General features: G+C 39.0%; 25 protein-coding genes. 19 read left to right on the top strand and 6 right to left on the bottom strand.

Translation table 11 applies throughout. The annotated features are described in order from the left end of the window. A partial coding sequence (locus tag VIM94_RS08160) for an amidohydrolase (protein WP_332038801.1) occupies window positions 1-510 on the bottom strand: 510 nt, incomplete at its 3' end. Between the two features lie 150 nt (window positions 511-660). Here VIM94_RS08160 and VIM94_RS08155 point away from each other — a divergent pair. From VIM94_RS08155 to VIM94_RS08145, 3 genes are all read left to right on the top strand, one after another. Then, complete coding sequence (locus VIM94_RS08155) at window positions 661-2,979, top strand: ATP-dependent helicase (RefSeq protein ID WP_332038800.1); 2,319 nt, start codon at window positions 661-663, stop codon at window positions 2,977-2,979. Between the two features lie 67 nt (window positions 2,980-3,046). Continuing rightward, window positions 3,047-3,250 carry a DUF2945 domain-containing protein gene (locus tag VIM94_RS08150; protein ID WP_414707165.1) on the top strand — a complete coding sequence of 68 codons (204 nt, stop codon included), beginning with the start codon at window positions 3,047-3,049 and terminating at the stop codon, window positions 3,248-3,250. 72 nt (window positions 3,251-3,322) lie between these two features. Continuing rightward, window positions 3,323-3,943 carry an L-threonylcarbamoyladenylate synthase gene (locus VIM94_RS08145; RefSeq protein ID WP_332038799.1) on the top strand — a complete coding sequence of 207 codons (621 nt, stop codon included), beginning with the start codon at window positions 3,323-3,325 and terminating at the stop codon, window positions 3,941-3,943. Window positions 3,944-4,021: 78 nt separating this feature from the next. On the opposite strand, the gene VIM94_RS08140 is transcribed toward VIM94_RS08145, so the two are convergent. The 3 genes from VIM94_RS08140 to VIM94_RS08130 all read right to left on the bottom strand — a co-directional run bounded on the left by VIM94_RS08140 (window position 4,022) and on the right by VIM94_RS08130 (window position 6,417). Further along, the gene (locus tag VIM94_RS08140) at window positions 4,022-4,855 is read right to left on the bottom strand and encodes an OmpA/MotB family protein (protein ID WP_332038798.1); all 834 of its coding nucleotides are present in this window, start codon (window positions 4,853-4,855) and stop codon (window positions 4,022-4,024) included. Window positions 4,856-4,948: 93 nt separating this feature from the next. Then, window positions 4,949-5,971: a glycosyltransferase family 2 protein gene (locus VIM94_RS08135; protein ID WP_332038797.1), complete on the bottom strand. Its 1,023-nt coding sequence runs from the start codon at window positions 5,969-5,971 to the stop codon at window positions 4,949-4,951. Beyond that, window positions 5,968-6,417, bottom strand: coding sequence for a type I restriction enzyme HsdR N-terminal domain-containing protein (locus VIM94_RS08130; RefSeq protein WP_332038796.1), 450 nt, complete (start codon window positions 6,415-6,417; stop codon window positions 5,968-5,970). The genes VIM94_RS08135 and VIM94_RS08130 overlap by 4 nt, the downstream gene beginning before the upstream one ends. Window positions 6,418-6,503: 86 nt before the next feature. Between VIM94_RS08130 and holA the strand changes: the two genes are divergently transcribed. From holA to VIM94_RS08050, 16 genes are all read left to right on the top strand, one after another. Then, on the top strand, window positions 6,504-7,508 hold the full coding sequence (gene holA / locus VIM94_RS08125) for a DNA polymerase III subunit delta (protein WP_332038795.1): 1,005 nt from the start codon (window positions 6,504-6,506) through the stop codon (window positions 7,506-7,508). Window positions 7,509-7,511: 3 nt separating this feature from the next. After that, entirely contained in the window at window positions 7,512-8,414 is a 903-nt protein-coding gene (locus tag VIM94_RS08120; RefSeq protein ID WP_332038794.1) for a 1,4-dihydroxy-2-naphthoate polyprenyltransferase, read from the top strand. A gap of 117 nt (window positions 8,415-8,531) precedes the next feature. Then, window positions 8,532-9,212: a metal-dependent hydrolase gene (locus VIM94_RS08115; protein WP_332038793.1), complete on the top strand. Its 681-nt coding sequence runs from the start codon at window positions 8,532-8,534 to the stop codon at window positions 9,210-9,212. 18 nt (window positions 9,213-9,230) lie between these two features. After that, the gene (locus tag VIM94_RS08110; protein WP_332038792.1) at window positions 9,231-10,265 is read left to right on the top strand and encodes an o-succinylbenzoate synthase; all 1,035 of its coding nucleotides are present in this window, start codon (window positions 9,231-9,233) and stop codon (window positions 10,263-10,265) included. A gap of 3 nt (window positions 10,266-10,268) precedes the next feature. Then, entirely contained in the window at window positions 10,269-11,210 is a 942-nt protein-coding gene (locus tag VIM94_RS08105; RefSeq protein ID WP_332038791.1) for a CPBP family intramembrane glutamic endopeptidase, read from the top strand. A 61-nt stretch (window positions 11,211-11,271) separates the two neighbouring features. Then, window positions 11,272-12,369 (top strand): AMP-binding protein, encoded by a 1,098-nt coding sequence (locus tag VIM94_RS08100; RefSeq protein ID WP_332038790.1) that lies wholly within the window; start codon window positions 11,272-11,274, stop codon window positions 12,367-12,369. Window positions 12,370-13,092: 723 nt separating this feature from the next. After that, entirely contained in the window at window positions 13,093-14,526 is a 1,434-nt protein-coding gene (atpD, locus tag VIM94_RS08095; protein WP_332038789.1) for a F0F1 ATP synthase subunit beta, read from the top strand. A gap of 14 nt (window positions 14,527-14,540) precedes the next feature. Beyond that, window positions 14,541-14,945 (top strand): F0F1 ATP synthase subunit epsilon, encoded by a 405-nt coding sequence (locus tag VIM94_RS08090; protein WP_332038788.1) that lies wholly within the window; start codon window positions 14,541-14,543, stop codon window positions 14,943-14,945. A 4-nt stretch (window positions 14,946-14,949) separates the two neighbouring features. Beyond that, entirely contained in the window at window positions 14,950-15,306 is a 357-nt protein-coding gene (locus VIM94_RS08085; protein WP_332038787.1) for an AtpZ/AtpI family protein, read from the top strand. Continuing rightward, complete coding sequence (locus VIM94_RS08080; RefSeq protein ID WP_332038786.1) at window positions 15,299-15,619, top strand: ATP synthase subunit I; 321 nt, start codon at window positions 15,299-15,301, stop codon at window positions 15,617-15,619. Before VIM94_RS08085 ends, VIM94_RS08080 begins: the two co-directional genes overlap by 8 nt. After that, entirely contained in the window at window positions 15,603-16,274 is a 672-nt protein-coding gene (locus VIM94_RS08075) for a F0F1 ATP synthase subunit A (RefSeq protein ID WP_332038785.1), read from the top strand. Before VIM94_RS08080 ends, VIM94_RS08075 begins: the two co-directional genes overlap by 17 nt. 23 nt (window positions 16,275-16,297) lie before the next feature. Next, window positions 16,298-16,564, top strand: coding sequence for a F0F1 ATP synthase subunit C (locus VIM94_RS08070; RefSeq protein ID WP_332038784.1), 267 nt, complete (start codon window positions 16,298-16,300; stop codon window positions 16,562-16,564). Window positions 16,565-16,573: 9 nt separating this feature from the next. Beyond that, window positions 16,574-17,356 (top strand): hypothetical protein, encoded by a 783-nt coding sequence (locus VIM94_RS08065; RefSeq protein WP_332038783.1) that lies wholly within the window; start codon window positions 16,574-16,576, stop codon window positions 17,354-17,356. A gap of 1 nt (window position 17,357) precedes the next feature. Beyond that, entirely contained in the window at window positions 17,358-18,902 is a 1,545-nt protein-coding gene (locus tag VIM94_RS08060; protein WP_332038782.1) for an alternate F1F0 ATPase, F1 subunit alpha, read from the top strand. Between the two features lie 5 nt (window positions 18,903-18,907). Then, window positions 18,908-19,807 (top strand): F0F1 ATP synthase subunit gamma, encoded by a 900-nt coding sequence (locus VIM94_RS08055; RefSeq protein WP_332038781.1) that lies wholly within the window; start codon window positions 18,908-18,910, stop codon window positions 19,805-19,807. 228 nt (window positions 19,808-20,035) lie between these two features. Continuing rightward, on the top strand, window positions 20,036-20,554 hold the full coding sequence (locus tag VIM94_RS08050; RefSeq protein WP_332038780.1) for a VIT1/CCC1 transporter family protein: 519 nt from the start codon (window positions 20,036-20,038) through the stop codon (window positions 20,552-20,554). Window positions 20,555-20,724: 170 nt separating this feature from the next. Here the strand turns inward: VIM94_RS08050 and VIM94_RS08045 are convergent, their stop codons facing one another. Next, a complete protein-coding gene (locus tag VIM94_RS08045; protein WP_332038779.1) occupies window positions 20,725-21,654 on the bottom strand; it encodes a 1-phosphofructokinase family hexose kinase in 930 nt (309 codons plus the stop codon). A gap of 76 nt (window positions 21,655-21,730) precedes the next feature. Further along, complete coding sequence (locus VIM94_RS08040) at window positions 21,731-24,475, bottom strand: cation-transporting P-type ATPase (RefSeq protein ID WP_332038778.1); 2,745 nt, start codon at window positions 24,473-24,475, stop codon at window positions 21,731-21,733. Window positions 24,476-24,500 lie beyond the last annotated feature (25 nt).

The raw sequence follows: 24,500 nt of genomic DNA, 5'->3' as shown, positions 1-24,500 counted from the left end.
TGGCGGGCCTTCTTCAGCGGGTTGGAAGATAAATTTTACCGTTCCATTGATCTTGTCTTTATTTTGAGAAAGTACCTCGGCAACACCCATTAAAATTGCCACGTGCGTATCGTGGCCGCAGGCGTGCATAACTCCGGTTTGGGAGCCAAGAAAGTCAGTAGTGACTTCAGATTTGAAGGGCAGGTCGTTTCTTTCGGTGACAGGAAGGGCGTCCATATCGGCACGGAGGGCAACGGTTTTCCCGGGATGATCACCTTTTAAAATTCCTACCACTCCTGTTTTTGCTACTTCGGTTTGAGTTTCTATTCCCAGTTTCTCGAGATGAGTTGCAATTTTTTCTGCGGTTTTAAATTCCCTATTGGAAAGTTCGGGGTTTTGGTGAAAATCCCTACGCCATGAGATTACCTGTTCTTCAAGATTCTCAGCAGCGGTGCTGATTTCAGGATCTATTTCCTGGGCTGTAATGCCTAAGCCGAAAAGGGCAAAGAAGGCAAGGCTGATTTTTTTCATAATAGTTTAGTGAGCATTGAGCTTTAAATATATTTAAATTACTGGTTTTTGCCATTGCATCTTAGGGATTTGTTTAAAAAGAATAGTCGTGTGGGTTTAATTTTCAGGGCATTTTGGTTAAATTCACGCCTTTAAAAAACTGAAGGAAATTTGGAAAATTATTTAGCCGAATTAAATGAGGCTCAGCGCGCTCCGGTACTGCAGAAAGACGGAGCTATGATTGTTATTGCGGGAGCAGGATCGGGAAAAACCCGGGTGCTTACTTACAGGATCGCCTACCTGATGAGCCAGGGTGTGGACCCCTTTAATATTTTATCGCTTACTTTTACCAACAAAGCGGCCCGCGAGATGAAAAACCGGATTGCCAAGATCGTAGGAAGTTCTGAGGCGAAAAATCTGTGGATGGGAACTTTTCACTCGATTTTTGCCAAGATCCTTCGTTTTGAAGCCGATAAACTTGGGTACCCTTCCAACTTCACGATCTATGATACCCAGGATTCCCAAAGTGTGATAAGGGCGATAATAAAAGATATGCGCCTGGATAAGGATGTGTATAAGTACAAGCAGGTCTATAACCGAATCTCCTCATATAAAAACAGCCTGATTACGGTAAAGGCCTATTTTCAGAATCCTGAGCTTAAGGAGGCCGATGCGATGTCTAAAAAACCTCGATTGGGTGATATCTATAAAGAATATGTGGAGCGTTGTTTTAAAGCCGGGGCTATGGATTTTGATGATTTATTGCTGAAGACCAATGAGCTCTTAAACAGGTTCCCCGAGGTGCTTCAAAAATATCAGAACCGCTTCAGGTATATCCTTGTAGATGAGTATCAGGATACTAATCACTCACAGTACCTTATTGTGAAAGCACTTTCAGATAAATTTCAGAATATATGCGTGGTAGGAGATGATGCGCAGAGTATTTATGCTTTCCGTGGGGCTAATATCAATAATATTCTGAACTTTCAGAAAGATTATCCCGATGTTCAGATGTACAGGCTGGAACAGAATTACCGCTCTACTAAAAATATTGTGAATGCGGCAAATTCGATAATCGAGAAAAATAAGACCAAACTTGAAAAAGTGGTTTGGACAGAAAATGAAGACGGGCCAAAAATTGTGGTGAATCGTTTGTTGACCGATGGAGAGGAAGGACGTTTTGTGGCTGGATCTATCTTTGAAAACAGGATGCAGCATCAGCTTAAAAACAATGATTTTGCGATTTTATACCGAACCAATGCCCAGAGTAGGGCTATGGAGGATGCCTTGAGGAAAAAAGAGATTCCGTACAGGATTTATGGCGGACTTTCATTTTACCAGCGAAAGGAGATCAAAGATGTACTTTCTTACTTACGATTGCTTATTAACCCAAAAGATGAAGAAGCTCTAAAACGGGTTATTAATTACCCGGCAAGGGGAATTGGCCAGACCACAATGGATAAACTAACTATTGCTGCCAATCAATACGGGCGCTCAATTTTTGAGGTAATTGAAAATATCGATCAGCTTAATTTAGGGATAAACAGCGGCACTCGCACCAAGTTGAAGAACTTTGTGAATATGATCAAGAGTTTCACGATCCTTGCTGAAAATGCCGATGCTTTTACCGTGGCCGATACGGTAACCAAAAAATCCGGTTTGGTTCAGGAATTCAAAAAGGATGGAACTCCGGAAGGGATTGCCCGAATAGAAAATATTGAGGAATTGCTAAACGGGATCAAGGATTTTGTTGAAGAGCAGAAAGAACTTGCTGATGCCAATGGTAGCTTGGCTGAATTTCTCGAAGATGTTGCACTTGCCACCGATATGGATAAAGAGACCAGCGATGATGACAAGGTTGCATTAATGACAATTCACCTGGCGAAAGGCCTGGAGTTTCCTTATGTATATATTGTAGGCCTGGAGGAAGACCTGTTTCCTTCGGCAATGAGTATGAATACCAGAAGCGAGCTGGAAGAAGAACGCCGACTTTTCTACGTTGCCTTGACTAGGGCTGAAAAACAGGCTTACTTAACCTATACCCAATCGCGATACCGATGGGGAAAACTCGTGGATGCTGAACCCAGTAGGTTTATTGAGGAAATAAATGAGGAGTTCATGGATTATATGATTCCACAGGATGACTATAAATACAAACCACTTATCGACACCGATATTTTTGGGGATGTAGATAAATCAAAACTTAGACAATCTAAGCCTAAAAATGGTACTCCGCCCCCGGCTCATAAACCCACAGAATCTCAACTAAGAAAACTTCGAAAATTGAAACCTGCTTCTCCGGAGCCTCAAAAAGCAACTAATACCATAAAGCTGGAAGCGGGAAATGAAGTAGAACATATGCGTTTCGGGAAAGGAAAAGTTTTAAGTATTGATGGAGTAGGGCAGGATAAAAAAGCTGAAATCGATTTTGAGAATGGTGGAATTAAGAAGCTGTTGTTACGGTTTGCAAAATTGAAATTGCTCAGTTAAGTCGTTAAACTTCTGTTATTTAAAGCCGCGAAAAGCGGCTTTCTTTTTACCTTAAAAATAAAAAATAATGAAGGAGGGAAGTAAAGTAAGTTGGAAATGGGGTAAAGGTAAAGCTGAAGGCAAGGTGATAAAAACTTATGTTGAAGAAGTCACCAAAACGATAGAAGGAAGCAAAGTAACCCGCAAAGGAGAAGAAGGAAATAAAGCACTGCTTATAGAACAGGGAGACGGAAGTAAAGTGCTAAAACTGGAAAGTGAAGTTTCTAAATAAGATTAACTGAACCAATTTAAAAATTATCTGCGTGAAAATTTGTAAATTCTCGGGGATATAAAATCTATAACTATGGCTGAATTACTTAGAATTTATGAAGAGAATCCAAGTCCAAAACTAATCAATAAGGTGGTTAAAAGCCTTAAAAATGGTGGTCTGGTAATCTATCCTACAGACACCGTGTATGGTTTAGGTTGTGATATAACCAATACCTCTGCTTTGGAAAAGATCGCACAAATCAAAGGAGTTAAACTGGAGAAAGCAAATTTCTCTTTTATTTGTGAAGATTTGAGTAACCTCTCAGACTATGTAAAACAAATTGATACAGCAACTTTCAAGATTCTTAAAAGAACACTTCCCGGCCCTTACACCTATATTCTTCCGGGGAACAACAATCTGCCAAATGTTTTTAAGAAGAAAGAGACGGTAGGGATTAGAGTTCCGGATAACAATATTTGCAGAGCGCTGGTTTCGGCTTTAGGAAACCCTATAGTTTCTACTTCTATAAGAGATGATGATGAAGTCCTGGAATACACCACCGATCCTGAACTTATCAAAGAGAAATGGGATAATCTGGTAGACATTGTTATTGATGGTGGTTATGGAGATAATATTCCTTCCACAGTAATAGATCTTACTACTGCTGAGCCTGAAGTTATACGGGAAGGAAAAGGTAGCATCGAGATTATGTAGTTTAAAAAAGACACTTTTTTAAAAAGAAATACCCCGCTTAAAGCGGGGTATTTTATTTGAATTTTATATTGCTATAAATTATTCGGCTGCTTTCATTCCTTCTTCAATCATTCCGTAGAATTGATCAAGTTTTGGAAGAACCACGATACGGGTTCTGCGGTTTTTCGCACGACCTTCAGCAGTTTCATTGGTTGCTACAGGAATGTAGTAACTTCTACCTGCTGCAGTCATTCTCGCTGGTTCTACACCAAATTCATCCTGAAGAATGCGCACTACAGAAGTTGCACGTTTTACAGAAAGATCCCAGTTGTCTTCAAACATGGAAGTTTTAATTGGCTTGTCATCGGTGTGACCTTCAACCATAAATTCTATTTCCGGACGGTTCTTTACCACGGTTGCCACTTTTCCAAGTACTTCTTTAGCACGTGAAGTCACATTGTAACGTCCGCTATCGAATAGTAGTTTATCAGAAATAGAAACGTAAACCACACCTTTTTCAACATTGATCTCGATATCTTCGTCGCTCATATTTCCAAGAGCTCCTTTTAAACTAGTAACCAGGGCAAGAGTAACAGAATCTTTTTTATTGATAGCATCACGCATTCTGCTAATAGCTAAATCTTTTTCTTTTATGCTCTCTAAAGAACGCTCAAGGTTTTCAGCTTCTTTTTTAGAAAGGGTTGCCAGATCCCCAACATTATTAAGTAGGGCAGCATTGGTGTTGTTTAGCGTAGTGATTTGCCTGTTTAGGCTTTCTTTCTCGTCTAAACAAGAATTTAATTTAACTGTGGCCGTGTTTAACTGGTCCTGAGTTTCTTTTTGCTTGGCTTCCAGTTCTGAATATTTCTTCTGTGAAACACAAGAAGAAAGTAAAACAGCAACAGTAGCCGATAAAAGCATGATTCGTTTCATAACTTGTAATTATTATTAATGTTAGATGTCCCAAAAGTATCAAAAAAATATAAAGGGGAAAAGAAGCTTTAACATTAGTTTTTAAATGTTTTGCTATAAATCAGAGTATTTGCGTTTACCGTTGATGAAATAAGAGATTACAATAGATTTATGAGTGTAATAATCTTTCTTTTTTGGTAGCATTTTGCGCTTTCTCAAAAAGAGGGGAATGTGGTTGTAAAAACTTAGATGAGCCTGAAAAATAGCAAAGAAGTGTGCAAATTTACCTGCTGCAATAAATTTTATGGCTGCCAGAAAGTCCAGGCTCATTCTTAAAAAAATCAGGAAAAAAGCCGAGGGTCCCGGGACATTCTTTAATAGCGAAAATAAACTGTTTCTGAAATTGAAAAAAGTCTTTCGCGGATTCATGGTTTCAAGGGTGGCCCCACCAAGGTGATAAACCCGGGAAGCTCCTGAATATTTAACTTTGTATCCCAGGTTGTGCAGGCGCCAGCAAAGATCGATTTCTTCCTGGTGGGCAAAATAAGCTTCATCAAGTCCGCCGGCCTCATAAAAAGCCAGATTTCGGATGGCCAGGCAGGCCCCGCTTGCCCAAAAAATATCACTATCGTCATTATACTGGCCGTGATCTTCTTCCAGGCTGTCAAATATCCGGCCCCGGCAATAAGGATAACCCAGCCTATCGATAAAACCTCCTGCGGCTCCGGCGTATTCAAAATAATTTTTGTTGGTATAGTCCAATAATTTTGGTTGTACCGCAGCGGTATCTGGTTCTGTATTAAAAATATTGAGGATTGGTTTAAGCCAGTTCTCGGTAACTTCAACATCAGAGTTCAGCAGGATAAAAATATCTTCATTGAGGTGTTTCAGGGCATCGTTATAGCCCTTGGCATAACCACCGTTTATTTTATTCTGAAGAATCCTTACTGAAGGAAATTCTTTTTTTAGAATAGAAACCGAATCATCGGTTGAAGCATTATCTGCTACATATATATATGCATTTGGAGAAAATTGAAGAACCGAGGGTAGAAACTTCCGCAGAAGATCTCTGCCATTCCAGTTTAGGATAACTACTGCCAGGCTGAGGCTTAATTCTTTATTTGTTTCGGGTTTCATTTCTGGGTCCATTGGGGAAGCTCCTTTAGAAAATTGTAGGTTTCCTGCTCATAATCCATTTGGCAGTAATAATGTTCAAGTCCATTGCTAAGCATTAAGTATTTGGCGTTAAGGCTTAAATTATACCTTGCAATTTGGTCAAAGGTAGCCTGGGATATTTTCACTCCCGGAGCCTTGCATTCTACAATAAGAAAAATACTGCCATCAGAATTATAAACTATAAGATCATACCTTTTTATGAGTTTGCCGAGTTTTAGCTGCTTTTCAGCATTTATAAGGCTTTTTGGATATTTTTTGTCTTCTATCAGGAAACGAACACAATGCTGTCTAACCCATTCCTCGGGCGTTAAGACCACGAACTTTTTCCGCAGTTCATCAAAAACTGCTATTTTATTTTCATTATTTTTGAACCGAAACCGGTACCGGGGAAAATTGAGGTCAAGCATAAGCCCAAAAATAACAAAGTCGGAAGATTATTCTGTATAAGGCCATCAATTAAATTCCAAAATTACAAGCCGATCTAAATCTTTATATGGAAGAAGCAAAGCAAATTGTAAACAGCATCAGACAGGGAAATATCAGCCCCATATATTTTCTGATGGGGGAAGAACCATATTACATAGATAAAATCTCTGATTTTATCGCAGAAAATATCCTGGCCGAGGAAGAAAGAGGCTTTAACCAGATCGTTATATACGGCCGGGATACCACTATTGATGAAATTGCAAGCAATGCCCGCCGCTACCCGATGATGGCAGAACGACAGGTGATAATTGTAAAAGAAGCCCAGGATCTTTCCAGGAGCATTGAGAGTTTAAGCGCTTATTCGGATAATCCGCAGCCTACCACTGTATTGGTAATGTGCTATAAATACAAAAAAATAGACAAAAGGAAGAAATTGTATAAATCTATTAATCAGTCGGGGCTTGTTTTTGAAAGTAAACGCCTGTATGATAATCAGATTGGGCCATGGATACAGAAAACTTTAAAATCCAGGGGTTATAGTATTTCTCCTAAAGCATCCCAAATGCTGCTTGAGTTTCTGGGAACCGATCTTGGCAAGATCGATAACGAATTGGAAAAACTTCAGCTCATCACCCCAAAGGATACCCAGATAACCCCGGAGCTTATTGAAGAAAATATAGGTATTAGTAAGGATTTTAATAACTTCGAGCTGCGTAAAGCCATAGGAGAGCGGGACGTGATGAAAGCACATCGTATTATTAATTACTTTGCACAAAACCCAAAAGACAACCCTTTGGTAATGACTATTTCCCTTTTGTTTGCTTATTTTTCCCAAATATTGCAATACCACGGGCTCACAGATAAATCCAAGGGCAATGTGGCAAAACAGCTTAAAGTTAATCCATATTTTGTGAGTGATTATGTTTTGGCGGCAAAAAATCACCCAATGAAAAAAGTTAGCCGGGCGATTGACCTCTTGCATCAAACCGATGCAAAAAGCAAGGGAATTGGTGCAGCCAATGTTTCCCAGGGCGACCTGTTAAAAGAACTATTGGTAAAAATCATGAATTAATTAATGAAGAAATTAAACTCCTGGATAAGTGCTGCTCGTCTAAGAACCCTGCCCTTATCGATTTCCGGAATTATCGTGGGGACCACAATCGCTGTGCAACACGGGTATTTTAATATAGCCATTTTTAGTTTGGCACTGGGAACAACCTTAGGGCTTCAGGTGCTTTCTAATTTTGCCAATGACTATGGAGATGGGGTTAAAGGAACCGATAATGAAGATCGTGTTGGGCCGCAACGTGCCCTACAAAGTGGATTGATCACCAGAACAGAAATGAAACATGGGATTATCATCACAGCTATAGGTACCATGTTGCTGGCGATTTTACTTATCTACGCTGCTTTTGGGAAAGAAAATCTTCTTTTCGCAATGTTGTTTTTTATTCTGGGAATTGCAGCTATCGCTGCAGCTATAAAATATACCGTAGGAGAATCAGCTTATGGCTATCGTGGGCTGGGAGATGTATTTGTGTTTGTGTTTTTTGGGTTAGTAGCGGTTTATGGTTCCTACTTTTTGTATGCACATGAGTTTAAATGGGAAGTCTTACTTCCAGCCTGTACAATAGGTCTTTTAAGTATGGGAGTACTAAATCTCAATAATATGCGTGATCGGAATTCTGATGAAAAGGCGGGGAAAAATACTCTTGCTGTGATCCTTGGGGATAGAAATGCTAAAAATTATCATTATGTCCTGATTCTGGTGGCAATTTTATGCCTTGTTGTTTATACAGTACTTAGTATGGACGGGATGAGTGATTTTCTTTATTTACCCGCCCTGGTACCGCTGCTACTTCATCTAAAAAGGGTTGTTGAAAATGAGAATCCTATTTTGCTGGATCCTGAATTAAAGATTCTGGCACTTTCAACATTTGGTATTGCAATCCTCTTTGGGATTGGGCAGATTATCTGAGGTTTTAACAAAATTATATATTGCGGTTATCCTAAAGAAAATGCCTAATCCTTAATTTTACGGGTAAAGCTATGTTTAGCTGTTTTAGTGTTATTATTCAACCAAAAATTTATTAAGATGAAAATCAGTTTTTACGGACAAAGTTGCCTGGGAATTAAGATAGGAGACACACAGGTTTTGGTGGATCCTTTTATCACCGGGAATCAACTTGCAAAAGATAAGATCGATATCGAAGAGCTTAAGGCAGATTATATCTTGCTCACTCATGCTCATCAGGATCATACTTTGGACGCCGAGGCTATTGCCAAAAGAACAGGAGCTGTAATTGTTAGCAATTTTGAAATCACCAATCATTATGAAGCAAAAGGCATGGAAGTACATCCTATGAATCACGGTGGAACCTGGGATTTTGATTTTGGAACGCTTAAGTATGTTAACGCCATTCATAGTAGCTCTTTTCCTGATGGATCTTACGGTGGCCAGCCGGGAGGCTTTGTAATTGAGGGAGAACATAAAAATATTTATATTGCCGGTGATACGGCCTTAACGATGGATATGAAGCTTATCCCGATGCAAACAAAGTTGGACCTGGCCATCTTGCCTATTGGTGATAATTTTACGATGGGAATTGATGATGCCATTATAGCCAGTGATTTCGTGAAGTGCGATAAGGTGCTGGGATGCCATTACGACACTTTTGGATATATCGAAATTGATCACGAGGAAGCCAAGCGCAAATTTTATGAAAAAGGGAAAGACCTGATGCTTCTGGAGATTGGAGAAAGCATAGAATTATAAATAAAAACACACCTGTAGATGCAGGCAAATTACAAGAAATATATTTTAAAATTTAAACGCCCCAGCGGAACTTCCCGGGGCGTTCTTACTACTAAGGAAACCTGGTTTCTAAAAATCACCGATGGAAATAGAACGGGTATTGGAGAATGTGGTATTCTTAGAAGCCTGAGCATAGACGACCGTCCTGATTATGAGGAAAAGCTAAAATGGGTATGTGCCAATATCAATACGGGTTCTGAATTCCTGTGGGAGGAATTAAAGGAATTCCCGAGTATTCAGTTTGGGGTAGAAATGGCTTTTAGATCCTTAAATTCTGAAAATAAGTTTGAACTTTTTCCTTCGGAATTTACCCGTGGCAAGGCTTCCATCCCTATCAATGGGTTAATTTGGATGGGAGAAAAAGATTATATGAAGCAGCAGATTACCGAAAAGATAGATGCGGGCTTTGATTGTATCAAAATGAAGATAGGCGCTATCGATTTTGAAACAGAACTTGAGCTTCTCAAATATGTTCGAAGAGAATTTTCTTCCGAAGAAATTGAATTGCGGGTGGATGCCAACGGAGCTTTTTCTGCAGAAGATGCTTTAGAAAAATTAAAGCTGCTTAGTGATTTTCAATTACACAGTATAGAGCAACCAATTAAACAGGGACAATGGGAGGAAATGGCAAATTTATGTGCGAAAACCCCACTGCCCATAGCTTTGGATGAAGAGCTTATCGGGATTTTTGATCGTAAGGAAAAAGAAAAAATGTTGGAGGTCATAAACCCCCAGTACCTTATATTTAAACCCAGTTTGATAGGTGGTTTCAAAGGCACCCAGCAATGGATAGATCTCACCGAAAAACAGAAAACTGATTGGTGGGTAACCAGCGCTCTTGAAAGCAATGTGGGGCTAAGCTGTATATCACAGTGGACCTACACAAAAAATACAAAAATGCCACAGGGATTAGGTACAGGTAGCCTTTACACTAATAATTTCGAGAGTCCGCTGGAAGTAAACCAAGGTCAAATTCACTATAATCCCAGGCAAAAATGGGATTTTAATTTTTAACACATGTATATAGCTGAAGCTTTTAAATATCGTCACGAATTCTGGCGATATATTTTGGGAACTCTTTTAGTGATCGCCGGAGTAATTATTGGCCAAATTCCCCTTGCAGTGGTTATTTTTCTTTCCGGAGGGATGGAAGTAATGGGGATGGATGAGGCTCAGATTATGCAGATTCTGGAACCAAACCTCAATCTATTTCTAATGCTGCTAACTTTTGCTGTTGGCTTGGTAGCGGTTTTTCTGGCGGTTAAATTTCTTCACGGACAAAGCCTGAAATCTCTTACTACAAGTAGAAAAAAAATAGACTGGAGTAGGGTTTTCTTTGCTTTTGGACTTGTGGCTGTTCTAACAGTGCTGTTAAGTCTGGCAGACTATTATGCTAACCCGGAAGATTTTGTGGTGAATTTTAAACCTGTCCCTTTTTTAATTCTCACCTTGATAGCAATAATAATGATTCCCTTACAAACCAGTTTTGAGGAATATTTTTTCCGGGGCTATTTAATGCAGGGAATAGGTGTATTGGCCGGTAATAGATGGCTGCCACTTTTAATTACCTCGGTTGTGTTTGGAGGACTTCATTTTTTTAATCCGGAGGTAACCCAGATGGGAAATATTATTATGACTTATTATATAGGCACTGGTTTTATGTTAGGGATCATGACCTTAATGGATGAAGGTCTCGAACTAGCCCTTGGTTTTCATGCGGCTAATAACCTGGTGGCCGTATTATTAGTCACTGCTGACTGGACTGCTTTCCAGAGTCATTCAATTTTAAAGGATGTTTCTGATCCTACTGCAGGATGGGATGTGCTTGTTCCGGTATTTATAATTTATCCTGCCCTGTTATATATTATGGCCAGAAAATATGGTTGGAAGGACTGGCGGCACAAAATTTTCGGCAAGGTGAAAGAGCCTGAAACCTTAAAACTTTCCAAAGAGGCTTAAAATTTTCATAACTATTTGGTAACTTTAATTAATTAGTAAAACTCCAACTTTGGTTAAAGCAATGGCAGATAAATATAAAGTCCCGGAAACGCATCCGGATTTTAGGCTTAACAAGCGATATTTCTCCAATACTGAACTTTATCAGGTTGCCTATAGTTTTATAAAAGAAGGTGAGCCTTTTGAAGAAAGAATTGGAAATTTTCTTTTGGACTGGATCAAACCCGGGGATACTATAGATGTCCAAACTTCGGGATCTACCGGGAAACCTAAAAAAATAAAAATCAAAAAAGAGCATATGATCAATTCGGCTCTTGCTACTTCCAAGTTCTTTGATCTCCCGGAAAAAACCACAGCTCTCATGTGCCTCCCGGCCGATTTTATTGCCGGAAAGATGATGCTGGTGCGGGCAATGATGCTGGGTTGGCATCTTGATCTCATACCGCCATCTTCAAATCCTTTGGACCAGGTTTTTAAGCGTTACGACTTTTGCGCCATGACTCCTTTTCAACTGGATAATTCCATAGGCCGCCTGCATCTTATTCAGAAACTTATTGTTGGAGGAGGAGCCGTTTCTCCAAAACTTCAAAAGATGGTAAAAGATGTAGAGACCAAAATTTATGAAACGTATGGGATGACTGAAACCGTTACCCATATAGCAGCGAAAAGGTTGAATCCGAAGAATAAGAAAAAACAGGCTAAACCCTTTAAGGTCTTACCTAATATCCATATTTCTCAGGATGAAAGAGGATGCCTTGTTATCAAAGCACCAAAACTGGCAGATGAGCCTATCGTTACCAATGATGTGGTTGAAATTCTAACTTACAAGAAATTTATTTGGAAAGGGCGTATTGATAATATGATCAATTCCGGAGGAATTAAACTATTTCCCGAAGAGATTGAGCGAAAGCTGAGAAAGGTAATCGACCAGAGACTCTTTGTGACCTCGATGCCCGATGAAGCTTTAGGACAAAAACTAGTGCTGTTTGTAGAAAGTGATTTTTCTGAAGATGTTTTAAACGAGCTAAAGGAGAAAATAAAAAACTTAAAAAGTCTTGGGAAATACGAGATTCCAAAAAAGATCTATCTCATAGAGAAATTCGAAGAAACATCAAACGGAAAGATCCATCGGGAGAATACCATAAAAAGTAAGGTGAATTAACTTCAAAAAGTATAAAAACTTCTTATTTATTGGGCTTGGGAGTTTTAAAAACAACAGATCAGTTTTTCCTGTGCAGGAAAGAGCAATACTTGTTAATGAAAATCCTAAAGAAATATAAGTGGTGAACTCAATGGAATATAGATAAGTTCCTGGATTGCGCACCATACTTGTCTTTTCTAAACAAGAAACCCAAATCACCTTAAAAACTCATTTTAAACTTCTATGAAGTAGGAGCAAAGATTAATCTACCTGGAAGTCTAAAGAAAAACCTGAACAGTGAATTCTAGACCTTTTTTTGGGTTTTTAGATTTCCTGGGGAATGTTATACAGAATTGGCGTATTTACATTTATTTCTATGGAACACATACATTTAGAGCCTAACAAATTCAAAAAGCTTAAACTATTTCACCTAAAAAATCCTATCTTTAAGTAAGGGTTTTCGCTTTTGAAATCAGCTTTTCTATGAACGTCCCATTATTAAAGGAAGCTGAGAAATTAAAACAGCAAACTGAAATCCTGAGAAATGAATCAAAAACCCCGGTGCCAAACCTACAGGCGATATCGGGATTATTATAGGAGAAAAATATTTTAAAAATTCGAGGCAATCCCACCTGAGTGATTCGGGGAAACCTCGAGGGACCTTCCCGCGCATCAAGCAGGTAAAATCCTCAATGAGGATTAGGTGTTTTTTGAATTAAAAAAATCTTACTTCAGATTTAAAATATGGGGGCAAATTCATCTCATAAAAACAACTCTTTAAATTACGGAAAAGTTATTTCGGTAAGGGGAAGCGTTGTTGATGTATGGTTTGAAAACAAGTTACCTTCTATTTTTACTTTGCTTCACACAGGAGAAAGGAATGAAATTGGAATTGAAGTACTGTCGCAAATTGACTCAAACCGAATTAGAGGAATTGCGTTAAACGCCACCCAGGGATTATCACGGGGAATGCGGGTTGAAACAGATGGAGAACAGCTTAAAGTTCCCGTTGGAAAAAATATCCTGGGCAGGATGTTCGATGTTTTTGGAAACACGATAGACCACGAGGAGAAAATATCAGAAGTGGTGTGGCGTAATATTCATCAGGAACAACCCCCATTAACAAAACGATCCACAAAATCTGAAATTTTCCTAACCGGAATTAAGGCTATCGATATTCTCATTCCATTGGAACGAGGCGGAAAGGCCGGTTTGTTTGGAGGAGCCGGGGTAGGAAAAACTGTTTTGCTCACGGAGATGATCCATAATATGGTTGGCCACGGCAAGGGGGTGAGTATATTTTGTGGAATAGGGGAACGCTGCCGGGAAGGACATGAGCTTTATAATGAAATGAAAGAAGCCGGTGTTCTGGATGATATGGTGATGATGTTTGGGCAAATGAATGAGCCGCCAGGAGCTCGCTTTCGGGTTGGGCATGCGGCTTTGACAATGGCCGAATATTTTAGGGATGATGAGTTCCGTGATGTATTGTTGCTTATCGACAATATTTTTAGGTTTATTCAGGCAGGGATGGAGGTCTCAGGCCTTATGGGTCAAATGCCATCCCGGTTGGGCTACCAGCCTACAATGGGAACCGAACTCTCCAAACTGGAAGAGCGCATTGCTAATACAGATGAGGGCGCCATTACATCTATCCAGGCCGTGTACGTTCCAGCCGATGATCTAACCGATCCGGCAGCTGTACATACATTCTCACATCTTTCCGCATCAATTGTTCTCTCCAGAAAAAAAGCCAGCGAAGGACTTTATCCAGCTATAGACCTGTTACAGTCCAATTCAAAAATGGCTACTCCCGGAATAATTGGTCAAAGGCATTATAATCTTGCACAGGAAATTAAGCAAACCCTTGCGCAATATGAAGACCTTAAGGATATTATTGCTATGCTGGGTCTGGAACAATTATCTACCGATGATAGAAATCTGGTAAATAGGGCAAGACGTTTAGAACGATTTCTTACGCAACCATTTTTTACTACCGAACAATTTAGTGGGATTAGCGGAAAATACGTTAGCCTGGAAGACGCCCTGAATGGCTGTGAACGTATACTTTCAGATGAGTTCAAAGATCTACCGGAAAGTACTTTTTACATGATCGGGACTATCGAGGATGCTCAGGAGAAAGAAAAAAAAGAAAAGGGGAAAAGTTCGGTGAATTGAAAATAATATTTGAAATGGAAAATGAATTAATGACTGTTAAAATCCTTCTTCCATTCAAGGTTTTTGATAAAGTAAGAAATGTGAAGCGGGTTGTTGCCGAAACAGGTGAAGGATCCTTTGGTTTTTTACCACAACGACTGGACTGTGTTGCCGCATTGATACCGGGGGTATTTATCTATGAAACAGAAGCGGAGGGAGTCCAGTATCTGGCCATAGATGAAGGTATTCTGGTAAAGGCAGGACTGGAAGTACTGATTTCTGTTCGTAATGCCATAGGAGGCGGTGATCTTGGAAAGCTACAGGAATCGGTAGAAAAAGAATTTGTGGATCTCGATGAAACTGAAAAAAAAGTCCGCTCTGTAATGGCCAAATTGGAAAGCGGATTTATATACAGCCTGGAAAAACTAAGTAAAGAATAAAATAATGGCACCTGCAAAGAAGAAAAATAAAAGGAATGCATTTAGCCAACAGGTGGGTAAAAAAGAAAGACGCAAACTTAAAGCATTGCGCGAAAAAAGAAAGAGCATTTGGGCTGGGCTGGGAATGTTTGGGATGGTAGGCTGGTCTGTAGCCGTGCCTACGCTGCTAGGAACGGTCTTGGGAATATGGCTGGATAATAATTATCCTCAATCCTTTTCCTGGACATTGACCTTTTTGGTCATAGGCTTAATAATAGGGTGTTTGATAGCATGGTTTTGGGTAGCCAATGAAGACAGAGAGATGAATCCAAACAATAAAGAGGAAGAGTTGAATTTTACAAAAGAGGAAAAAGATGAATGAAATTATATACATGGTATTTGTGCTTACAGCGGGCGTAGTTCTGGGGATATTGTTTTTTGGAGGGCTTTGGTTCACTGTAAAAAAAGTGGTGACCTCAAAAAGGCCTGCATTATGGCTCATAGGTAGTTTTATTATTCGGGTAAGTATTACTTTGGTTGGGTTTTATTACCTGTCCCAGGGAAGTTGGAAAAATCTTCTTATTTCTGTTCTAGGGTTTATTATTGCCCGTAGCATCATTATTCACCATACGAAATCTAATGAGGAAAAAACAATACAATTAAAAAAGCAGTCAAGTCATGAAGCTAAGTCCTGATGAAATTATCTTTTGGGAATATGGTTTTATTAATATTAATCTAACCATTGTTACCACATGGGCATTAATGCTGATCCTGGTTATTTCATCAAGATTAATTACCAGGAATCTCAAAGTAGAAATTCATATTTCCCGCTGGCAGGTGATCTTAGAGATAATCGTGATAATGATAAGCAATCAAATAAAAGAAATAGGACTTGAAAAACCGGAAAAATATATCGGGTTTATCGGAACTTTATTCCTGTTTATTGGCTTAGCCAATTTATTCGTCATTTTTCCCTGGTATCAACCACCAACCAGTTCCCTTTCGGCTACTGCGGCATTGGCTATTAGTGTCTTTCTGTCTGTGCCTTATTTTGGTATTGGGAAGAAAGGCTTTGGAGGTTACCTCAAAAGCTATCTCAAGCCTACGTTTATCATGTTGCCATTTAACCTGATTAGTGAGGTTTCACGAACCCTGGCTCTTGCTATAAGGTTGTTTGGGAATATCATGAGTGGAGGAATGATTGTGGCTATACTTTTAAGCATAGCACCATTTATTTTTCCCGTCATTATGAATGTTCTTGGCCTGTTAACAGGTATGATACAGGCTTATATTTTTAGTATTCTGGCAACAGTTTATATAGCTGGAGCGGTAAAAATAAAAGCAATATAACTATTAACTAAAAAGAGATAAAAATGGATGATTTAACACTAATTGCAGTAGTCTCAATAATTACTGCCGGATTTACAACAGCTGTAGGGACCATGTTCCCTGCAATAGGCGAAGGTAGAGCCTTATCAAAAGCACTGAGTTCCATAGCCCAGCAGCCTGATTCTTCGGCCACTATTACCAGGACTTTATTTGTGGGATTAGCGATGATCGAATCTACAGCCATATATTGTTTTGTGCTTTCAATGATTCTTGTTTTCGCTAATCCGTTCTGGAATCATTTCATTCAATAATATATCATTATGCAAATTGATTGGTTTACCGTGATTGCTCAGATAATTAACTTCCTCATTTTAGTGGGGTTGCTCAAACGATTTCTATATAAACCAATTCTTAATGCCATTAAAGAACGCGAAAAGAAAATCAAATCTCAACTTGAGGAGGCAGAATCAAAAAAACAAGAAGCTCAGGAGGAGAAAAAGGTATTCGAACAGAAAAATGAAGATTTCGAAGATAAAAAGAAGAAATTGATGAAAAAGGCTATTGAGGAATCTGAAGAAAAACGTAAAGAACTTCTAGAGGAAGCCAGAAAAGAAGCAGGTAAATTTCGTTCTCAACTTAAAAAATCTTCAGAAGAAGACCAACAAAATCTTAGCCAGGAGATCGAGAGAAAGGTACAGCAGGAAGTTTTTTCAATTACCAGAAAAACTCTTTCAGATCTGGCTTCCCTCGATATGGAGGCACAAACTCTAAATATCTTTATAAGCCGTCTAAAGGATTTGAAAGAAGATGAAAAGAAAGAATTTTTGGAAGCTTTTAAATCTAAGTCGGATCCAATTAGGGTTCGCAGTGCATTCGAACTTTCTTCAACACAAAAAACTAAAATTCAAAAGACAGTTACGGATATTTTAGGAACCGAAACCAAATTTCAATATAAAACCGTACCGGAATTGGTGAGTGGTGTCGAATTGACTGCAAACGGATTTAAAATTTCCTGGAGTATTTCAGAGTATCTGAATTCACTGGAGAAAAATATTTCAGAAACAATAGAAGAAGAATCCAAAAATGAATTAAAAAATCAATAAGATGCCGTCAGGAGAGTTAAATAAAACTTTAAAGAGGACCTTCGATAAATTAACCCGAAGCAGGGAAAATTATGTCCCATCTCTTTCTCCCCGGGAAGTTGGTTACGTGATGAGCGTATCATCTGGAGTGGTTAGGGTTTCCGGACTTCAAGGTGCAGGTTTTGAAGAACTACTGAAGTTCCCCAATGATTTATTTGGAATTGCTTACAATCTTGATGAAAGTGAAATAGGTGTGATCCTTTTGGGAGAGGATACAAATTTGAGCGTGGGCGATGAGGTGGAACGAACGGGGCGGGTATTGGATGTTCCTGTAGGAGAAGGCTTGATTGGGAGGGTGATCAATCCGTTGGGGAAACCAATGGACGACAAAGGAAATATCAGTTTTAGTAAACGAATGCCAATTCAACGCCCAGCTCCTGCAATTATGGATCGGGCCGAGGTAAGAGTTCCAATGCAAACTGGATTAAAAGTGGTGGATGCTTTAATTCCCATTGGCCGGGGACAACGGGAGTTGATTCTGGGTGACCGGCAAACAGGCAAGACGGCCATTGCAATTGACACCATACTTAATCAAAAAGATAAAAATGTAATTTGTATTTATTGTGCTGTTTCCCAGCGCTCATCATCGGTTGCAAAAGTAATTGCAAATCTGAAAGATAAGGGGGCATTGGAATACACCATTGTAGTAGTTGCTGAAGGGAACACCTCCCCCGGATTAAAATATATAGCTCCTTATGCGGCTACCAGTATTGCAGAATACTTCATGGAACAAGGTAAAGATGTACTTATTGTTTATGACGATCTTACTCATCATGCGCGCGCTTATCGCGAACTTTCACTATTGCTAAGAAGACCACCGGGACGTGAGGCATTTCCGGGGGATATCTTTTATATACATTCAAAATTGCTTGAAAGAGCCACTCATTTGAATGAAGATCTTGGAGGAGGATCACTCACCGCCTTACCAATTATAGAAACCGAAGCTCAAAATATTTCAGCCTATATTCCTACAAATCTTATTTCCATAAATGATGGGCAGCTTTATCTTTCCCCTAAATTATTTGAACAAGGTGTTTTACCGGCGGTTGATATTGGTAAATCGGTTTCCCGGGTTGGGGGAAAAGCCCAGTTGCCTGCCTTTCAATCTATAACCGGAAACCTTAAACTCGCGTATTCCCAGTTTGAAGAACTGGAGAGTTTTGCTCGTTTCGGAACCCGTCTGGATGATGATACTAAAAAGAAAATTCACCATGGAAAAAGAATTCGTGAAGGTCTGAAACAACCAGAACTCCAGCCAATGTCGGTTCCTGAACAAATTATGATTCTTCTCGCATTAACAAACGGACTTTTTGATACGATCCCACTTAACAAAATGCGGGAGGCTGAACTTTCCTTATTGGAGGAAGCCAATGAAATTCCCCGGGAAATTATTGACCGTATATTTTCAGATAAAAAATTGAATGATGACCACCGGAAGTCAATCCTGGATATTGCGGGTAAGAAGCTTTCTTCTTTTCAGGAGAAACCGGAACCTAACAAGACCTGAAGATAATGGAGACCTTAGAGAGCTTACGCAGAAAACTGGCAGGAGCAGGGGACCTCAAATCGGTCGTCCGGACTATGAAAACCATGGCAGCTTCAAATATTGGACAATATGAGTCGGCGGTAAATTCCCTGGGAGATTATTACCGAACTGTTACCTTGGGGATTCTCGCTATTTTTAGGGAAGAGGAAGTCAATCTAAAGAGAGAAAATTTAACCTCAAAAAAAACCGATTCAAAATCAATTTGCGCGATTGTTTTTGGATCCGATCAAGGTCTGGTAGGGCCTTTTAATGACTCCCTTTCCGATTTTGTTTCCACCTCCCTTCAGGAATTTCCAGGCGAAAAAGAAATTTGGGTGGTAGGTGAGCGCATTCAGTTCAGATTGATGGATCTCGGATTTAATGTCACAAAACTTTTTTCTGTTCCAAATTCGGTTAACGCCATTACTGTTCTGGTAAGAGAAATATTAATTAAGAGTCTTGAAAATTTTGAAACAGAAGAAAAGAAGGAATATTATCTGTTTCATAACAAACCAAAACCTGTAACAGGTTACAAGCCTGAAATGCAAAAATTATTGCCTTTAGAAAAGAAATGGGTACATGTATTAGATGTCCAAAAATGGCCTACAAAAAATTTACCGCAGGTTGCCGGTGGAAAAAAGTCAACCTTGAAGGCACTTATTAGAGAATTTCTTTTTGTTTCGTTGTTCAAGGCAAGTGCGGAGTCTTTGGTAAGTGAAAACTCGAGTCGTTTAGCCGCTATGCAAAGGGCAGAAAAAAATATTGATGAGATGTTGGATACTCTTGGCGGTAAATTTCATCACAGGCGACAAAGTGCTATTGATGAAGAATTGTTTGATTTGATTTCAGGATTTGAAGCTTTGAAAGAGGATCCCAAAAACCAATAAATGAGCCTTTAAATATGTATTATCCTTTAGCTTGACCACCTTTTTTTTAAATCTATTTCTTTTTTCAACCGAATAACCTTGATTGCTTCTAAAGAAATATAATCAAATCTCAACTCTCCATCCAACCCGGTATTTATGACCTTCATCATTGAATAATGGTCTGAATAAGACTATTTTTAAATAATTAGATTTTGGAAGGTTGGGTGTAATTTAATAGAATTGGATACTATGTTATATATAAAATTGCTAACCAGATATATAAGAGATGCAGTTTATGGAGCAAACGATGGAATAATTACCACTTTTGCAATAGTTTCCAGTGTTGAAGGAGCTAATTTAGGAACTAAAGCCATTCTTGTGGTAGGATTTGCATCCTTATTTGCAGATGGCTTTTCTATGGCTTCCTCAGACTTTCTCGCTAACAAAGCTGAGTTGGCCAGGAAAAAAAGCAATAATATGGAGGAACAGGAAAAACATAATCCCAGGATTGCAGCTTTATTTACTTTTCTGGCTTTTATAATCGTTGGGATAATACCACTTGTACCTTATTTTTTTATAACACTTACTTCAAATTCTTTTATCTTCTCTGGCATTGCCACCGGTTTGGCTTTATTTGGGGTTGGGGCATTGAGGACAAAACTTACCGGAGGAAATCCTTACCTCGCGGGAGGGGAGATGTTACTAATTGGAGGATCTGCTGCAGCTGTTGCTTTTTTTATTGGAAGTTTGATCGAACAATGGCAGTAAATACAGAGTATCACCGTTAAACCACTGTTGTGGATAAAACATTTACTGTCCTTTCTTAGGAAACTCAATCCTGTAATTTAAAAAGGTGAGAAGGCAGTTATATTAATAATTTTCTCATCACTTGTCATATTAATTGACTTCTAATTTCTCTGATACATTGATTTCGGAGGTTATTTTTTGCTAAGCCAGTTATAAATCTTTTCCACGTCTTTTTTACGGCATAATTCTGTTGCGGGGGTTATTGTGGCAGCAGTACCTGCGGCAACTCCCCATCTTACGGCATCCAGTAATGAGTCTCCACGGGAAAGAGATAAAACCAAGGCTCCAACCATAGAATCCCCCGCACCTACGGTACTATCCTGTTTGACGGTAGGAGGTACTACGTATTCAATGCTGTCTTTAGTAACTAGCATTGCTCCCCGGGCACCCAGGGAAACTATTAGGATGTCTGCTTTGCCTTCATTTATTATCTTTTTTGCGATCTTCTCCTGTTCCAGTCCTGAAATTTCCTTTTTCTCTGCCAGCGTACTTAACTCTCCTAAATTGGGCTTCATGATACAAACCCCCATTTCTGAAGCTTTCACTAAAGCCTTTCCTGAAGTGTCTATTATGCATTTAATATTTTTGCTTTTGGCAATTTCCGCTATTGTCCCATAAAAATCATCCGGTGCATCGGGCGGTAAACTGCCGCTGGCAACCAGGTATTTAACATCATCCGGGAGATTCTTTATTGCATCCAGGCATTTTTGAAGGCCTTCTTGTCCTGCATTTGCTCCCGGCATCCCGAATCTAAAATGATTTCCGGTTAAATTTTCAACAACCATCAAATTTTCCCGTGTATTTTCTTTTACGTTGACGCGCTGTTGATTTACTTCTTCCTTCTTAAGCAGTTCTTCAATTTTATCGCCAACAGGTCCCCCTCCTGCATAAATTGCTAAGGATTCGCCCCCAAGGATCTTTATAGCCCTTGAAACGTTAATACCACCTCCCCCGGGATGATAAACAGGTTCCTTACAACGTAGTTTCTTCTGCGCCTGCAACCTATCTATAGATGTGCTTTTATCCAGTGCCGGATTCAGGGTTAAGCTTACAATTTTCATATGTATTTGTTTATTGATTAAGAGTGAGTATATCAGTTAATTTTTATTGAAAGATATTTTACTTAGCCGTTTAGACTTAAAAGTTTTTTTTGAAAATTTTTATAAGCTGAATTATTATTAAGGGTAGTAAACTTGTAATAATTATAAGTCCCCAAATCCTTAATTCAAGTTGTTGAAAAGAAAGAATTTTAGAAATTCCGGGAATAAAATAGGCGGCAATCAGTATCGTGAAACAAAATGCGAGGGCCATCCATATATATTTATTACGGGTTACCTGGTTATTAAAAATTTTCTCTTCAGTTTCTCTCATATTAAAAACGTGGAGTAATTGAGCAATTGCAAGACTAAAAAAAGCAACGTTATTTGTAATCTCTTTGGGCTGATTCCATACATAGTGGGCAAAGAAATACGCTCCTGAAATACAAATCGTCAAAATCACTCCGTATAAGCCTATCTGGATCCAGTTCTTTTTGGTTAGAATAGGTTCTTCAGGATCTTTTGGAGGGTTTTTCATAATCCCCGAATTTCCCTTCCCTATACCCAATGCAAGAGCAGGAAAAACATCTGATAATAGATTAAGGAAAAGTAGTTGTAGCGGAAGTAAGGGCAGGTAAAAAAGAGTAAAACTAATAAGTGCTATTATAAGAATTTCACTCAGGTGATAAGAGAGCTGATAAATGATGAATTTTCTTATGTTTCCAAAAATAATTCGCCCTTGTTCAATGGCAATTACAATAGACGTGAAGGAATCATCCTTGAGAACCATATCAGACACCTCCTGGGCAACCTGGGTTCCGCGTTTGCCCATGGCTATTCCTATATTAGCCCTTTTAAGGGCAGGAGCATCGTTTATGCCATCCCCGGTCATTCCCACTATCTCTCCGTTTTTCTGAAAATGTTTTATCACAGCTAATTTCTGGGCAGGATCTACTCTGGAAAATATTTTGGTGTTTACCAAGCTCGAAACATTTTCTTTTTTAATTTCATTTCGGAGTTTTTCCCCGGAAAGTACTCCGTCTCCGTTTTCTTCTTCCTCGTCATACAAACTAACCTGTTTTCCAACATTTTTTGCCGTCCCGGGATGATCTCCGGTGATCATGATTACTTTTATTCCTGCCTCTTTGCATACATCAATTGCATCGGAAACTTCTTTTCGGGGCGGGTCAATAAAGCCTATTAAACCGGCAAAATTCATTTCATGAATAAAATCTTCCGCTTCTTTTCCTTCAGGTAGCTTGTCTATATTTTTATAGGAAAAAGCGAGTACCCGTAAGCCTTCTTCAGATAATTCATTGTTTTTTTTACGCCAGTACTCTTTGTCTTCATCAGAGAGTTCTTTTAGTTCATCACCAACTAGAACTTTGGTTGAACGATCAAGAATGGCTGTGGCAGCGCCTTTTCCCGCCACATAAAAACCTTCATCAACCTGGTAAATTGCCCCCATAATCATCGATTCGGAGTCGAATGGATCATGTAATTCTCTCTTTAATTCACGATTTTTCCGGTAAAGATTCTCATCAAACTTTTTAGTGAAGTTTAGTAAGGCTATTTCCAGTGGATCTCCATCTCCTTTTCCGCTTTTCTCAATTCCTTCATCATCTTTTTCCTCATTTTCTTCTTCAGATATACCTTCTTCTAAACTCGCATCATTGGCCAGTATTGATATTTTGAATATCTGAAGAAAGTTTTCGTTTTCCTTTGGTTCCTGTTTTTCTTCAATATTGGGTTTAGCATCTTTCCACTCCGCATCCATTCTTATGTCTCCAGGAAAAAATAAGGTGTTTACCGTGAGCTGATTTTTTGTAAGGGTTCCGGTTTTATCTGTGAAGATGACTGTGGTTTCTCCAAGAGTTTCTACAGCTTCAAGTTTCTTAACAATAACATTTTTTTTTGCCAGGCGAAGCATGCCCCTTGCGAGAGCTATACTGGCTACGATTGGTAAACCTTCGGGGATGGCGGCAATTGTCCATGCGATAGAGGTTTGAATAAGCAAGTATATTTCTTTTCCGGCTATCCAGCCGAATACCAGGAAAGCAATGGCAAGCCCTAAAGTTACAAAGATTAGATTTTTAGTGAGTTCACTTAATTTTTTATTTAAAGGAATCTCATCTTTTTTCTCTTCTCCTACCATGGCCGAAATGCTCCCTAATTCGGTTTGCATTCCAGTTGCATACACCACAGCTTTTGCTGTACCGCCGCTTACAGCGGTTCCCTTATACAGAATATTTTTGCGATCAGCTACGGTTTTTTTTTCCTCCAGGGTATCTGAAGATTTGCTTATAGGTACCGATTCTCCGGTTAACGGGGATTCGTCAATTTGCAATTCTGTGGCCTCAATTATTCTCCCATCGGCGGGAATAAGGTCGCCAGAATCCACAATTAAAATATCGCCGGGCACTAAATTTTCAGCATCTATATTTTCTTTTTTGCCGTTGCGAATTACTCTTGCTTTTATTTTATCTAAATCCTTTAGGGATTTCATGGATTTCTGGGCTTTATATTCCATCCAGAATCCTATAATTGTATTTATCACGAGAACCACAACAATAGCGATTCCTTCGGCAATATCATTAAAGGAGAAGGCTAAAATAGCCGCAGCGGTTAAAAGGTAAATTATTGGGTTATTGATCTGGGAAAAAAGTATTTGCCAGATACTTTTTTGGGATTGTTCTTCCAGAATATTCTTGCCATGTTTTTTCAATCTTTTCCGGACCTCTTCTTCTGAAAGCCCTCTTTCCTTATCTACAGAAAATGCATTAAGAATCTCTTCTGAAGACTTAAGAGAGGCATCTTTAATGTTTACCTTCGGTCTGTTTTTCATTTTCATTAATGATTTTGTTGAAAAA

The organism is Salegentibacter sp. (assembly GCF_036568425.1).
Classification (GTDB): domain Bacteria; phylum Bacteroidota; class Bacteroidia; order Flavobacteriales; family Flavobacteriaceae; genus Salegentibacter.
The sequence above is the reverse complement of the archived record's forward strand: the minus strand, read 5'-3'. Positions and strand labels throughout refer to the sequence as shown.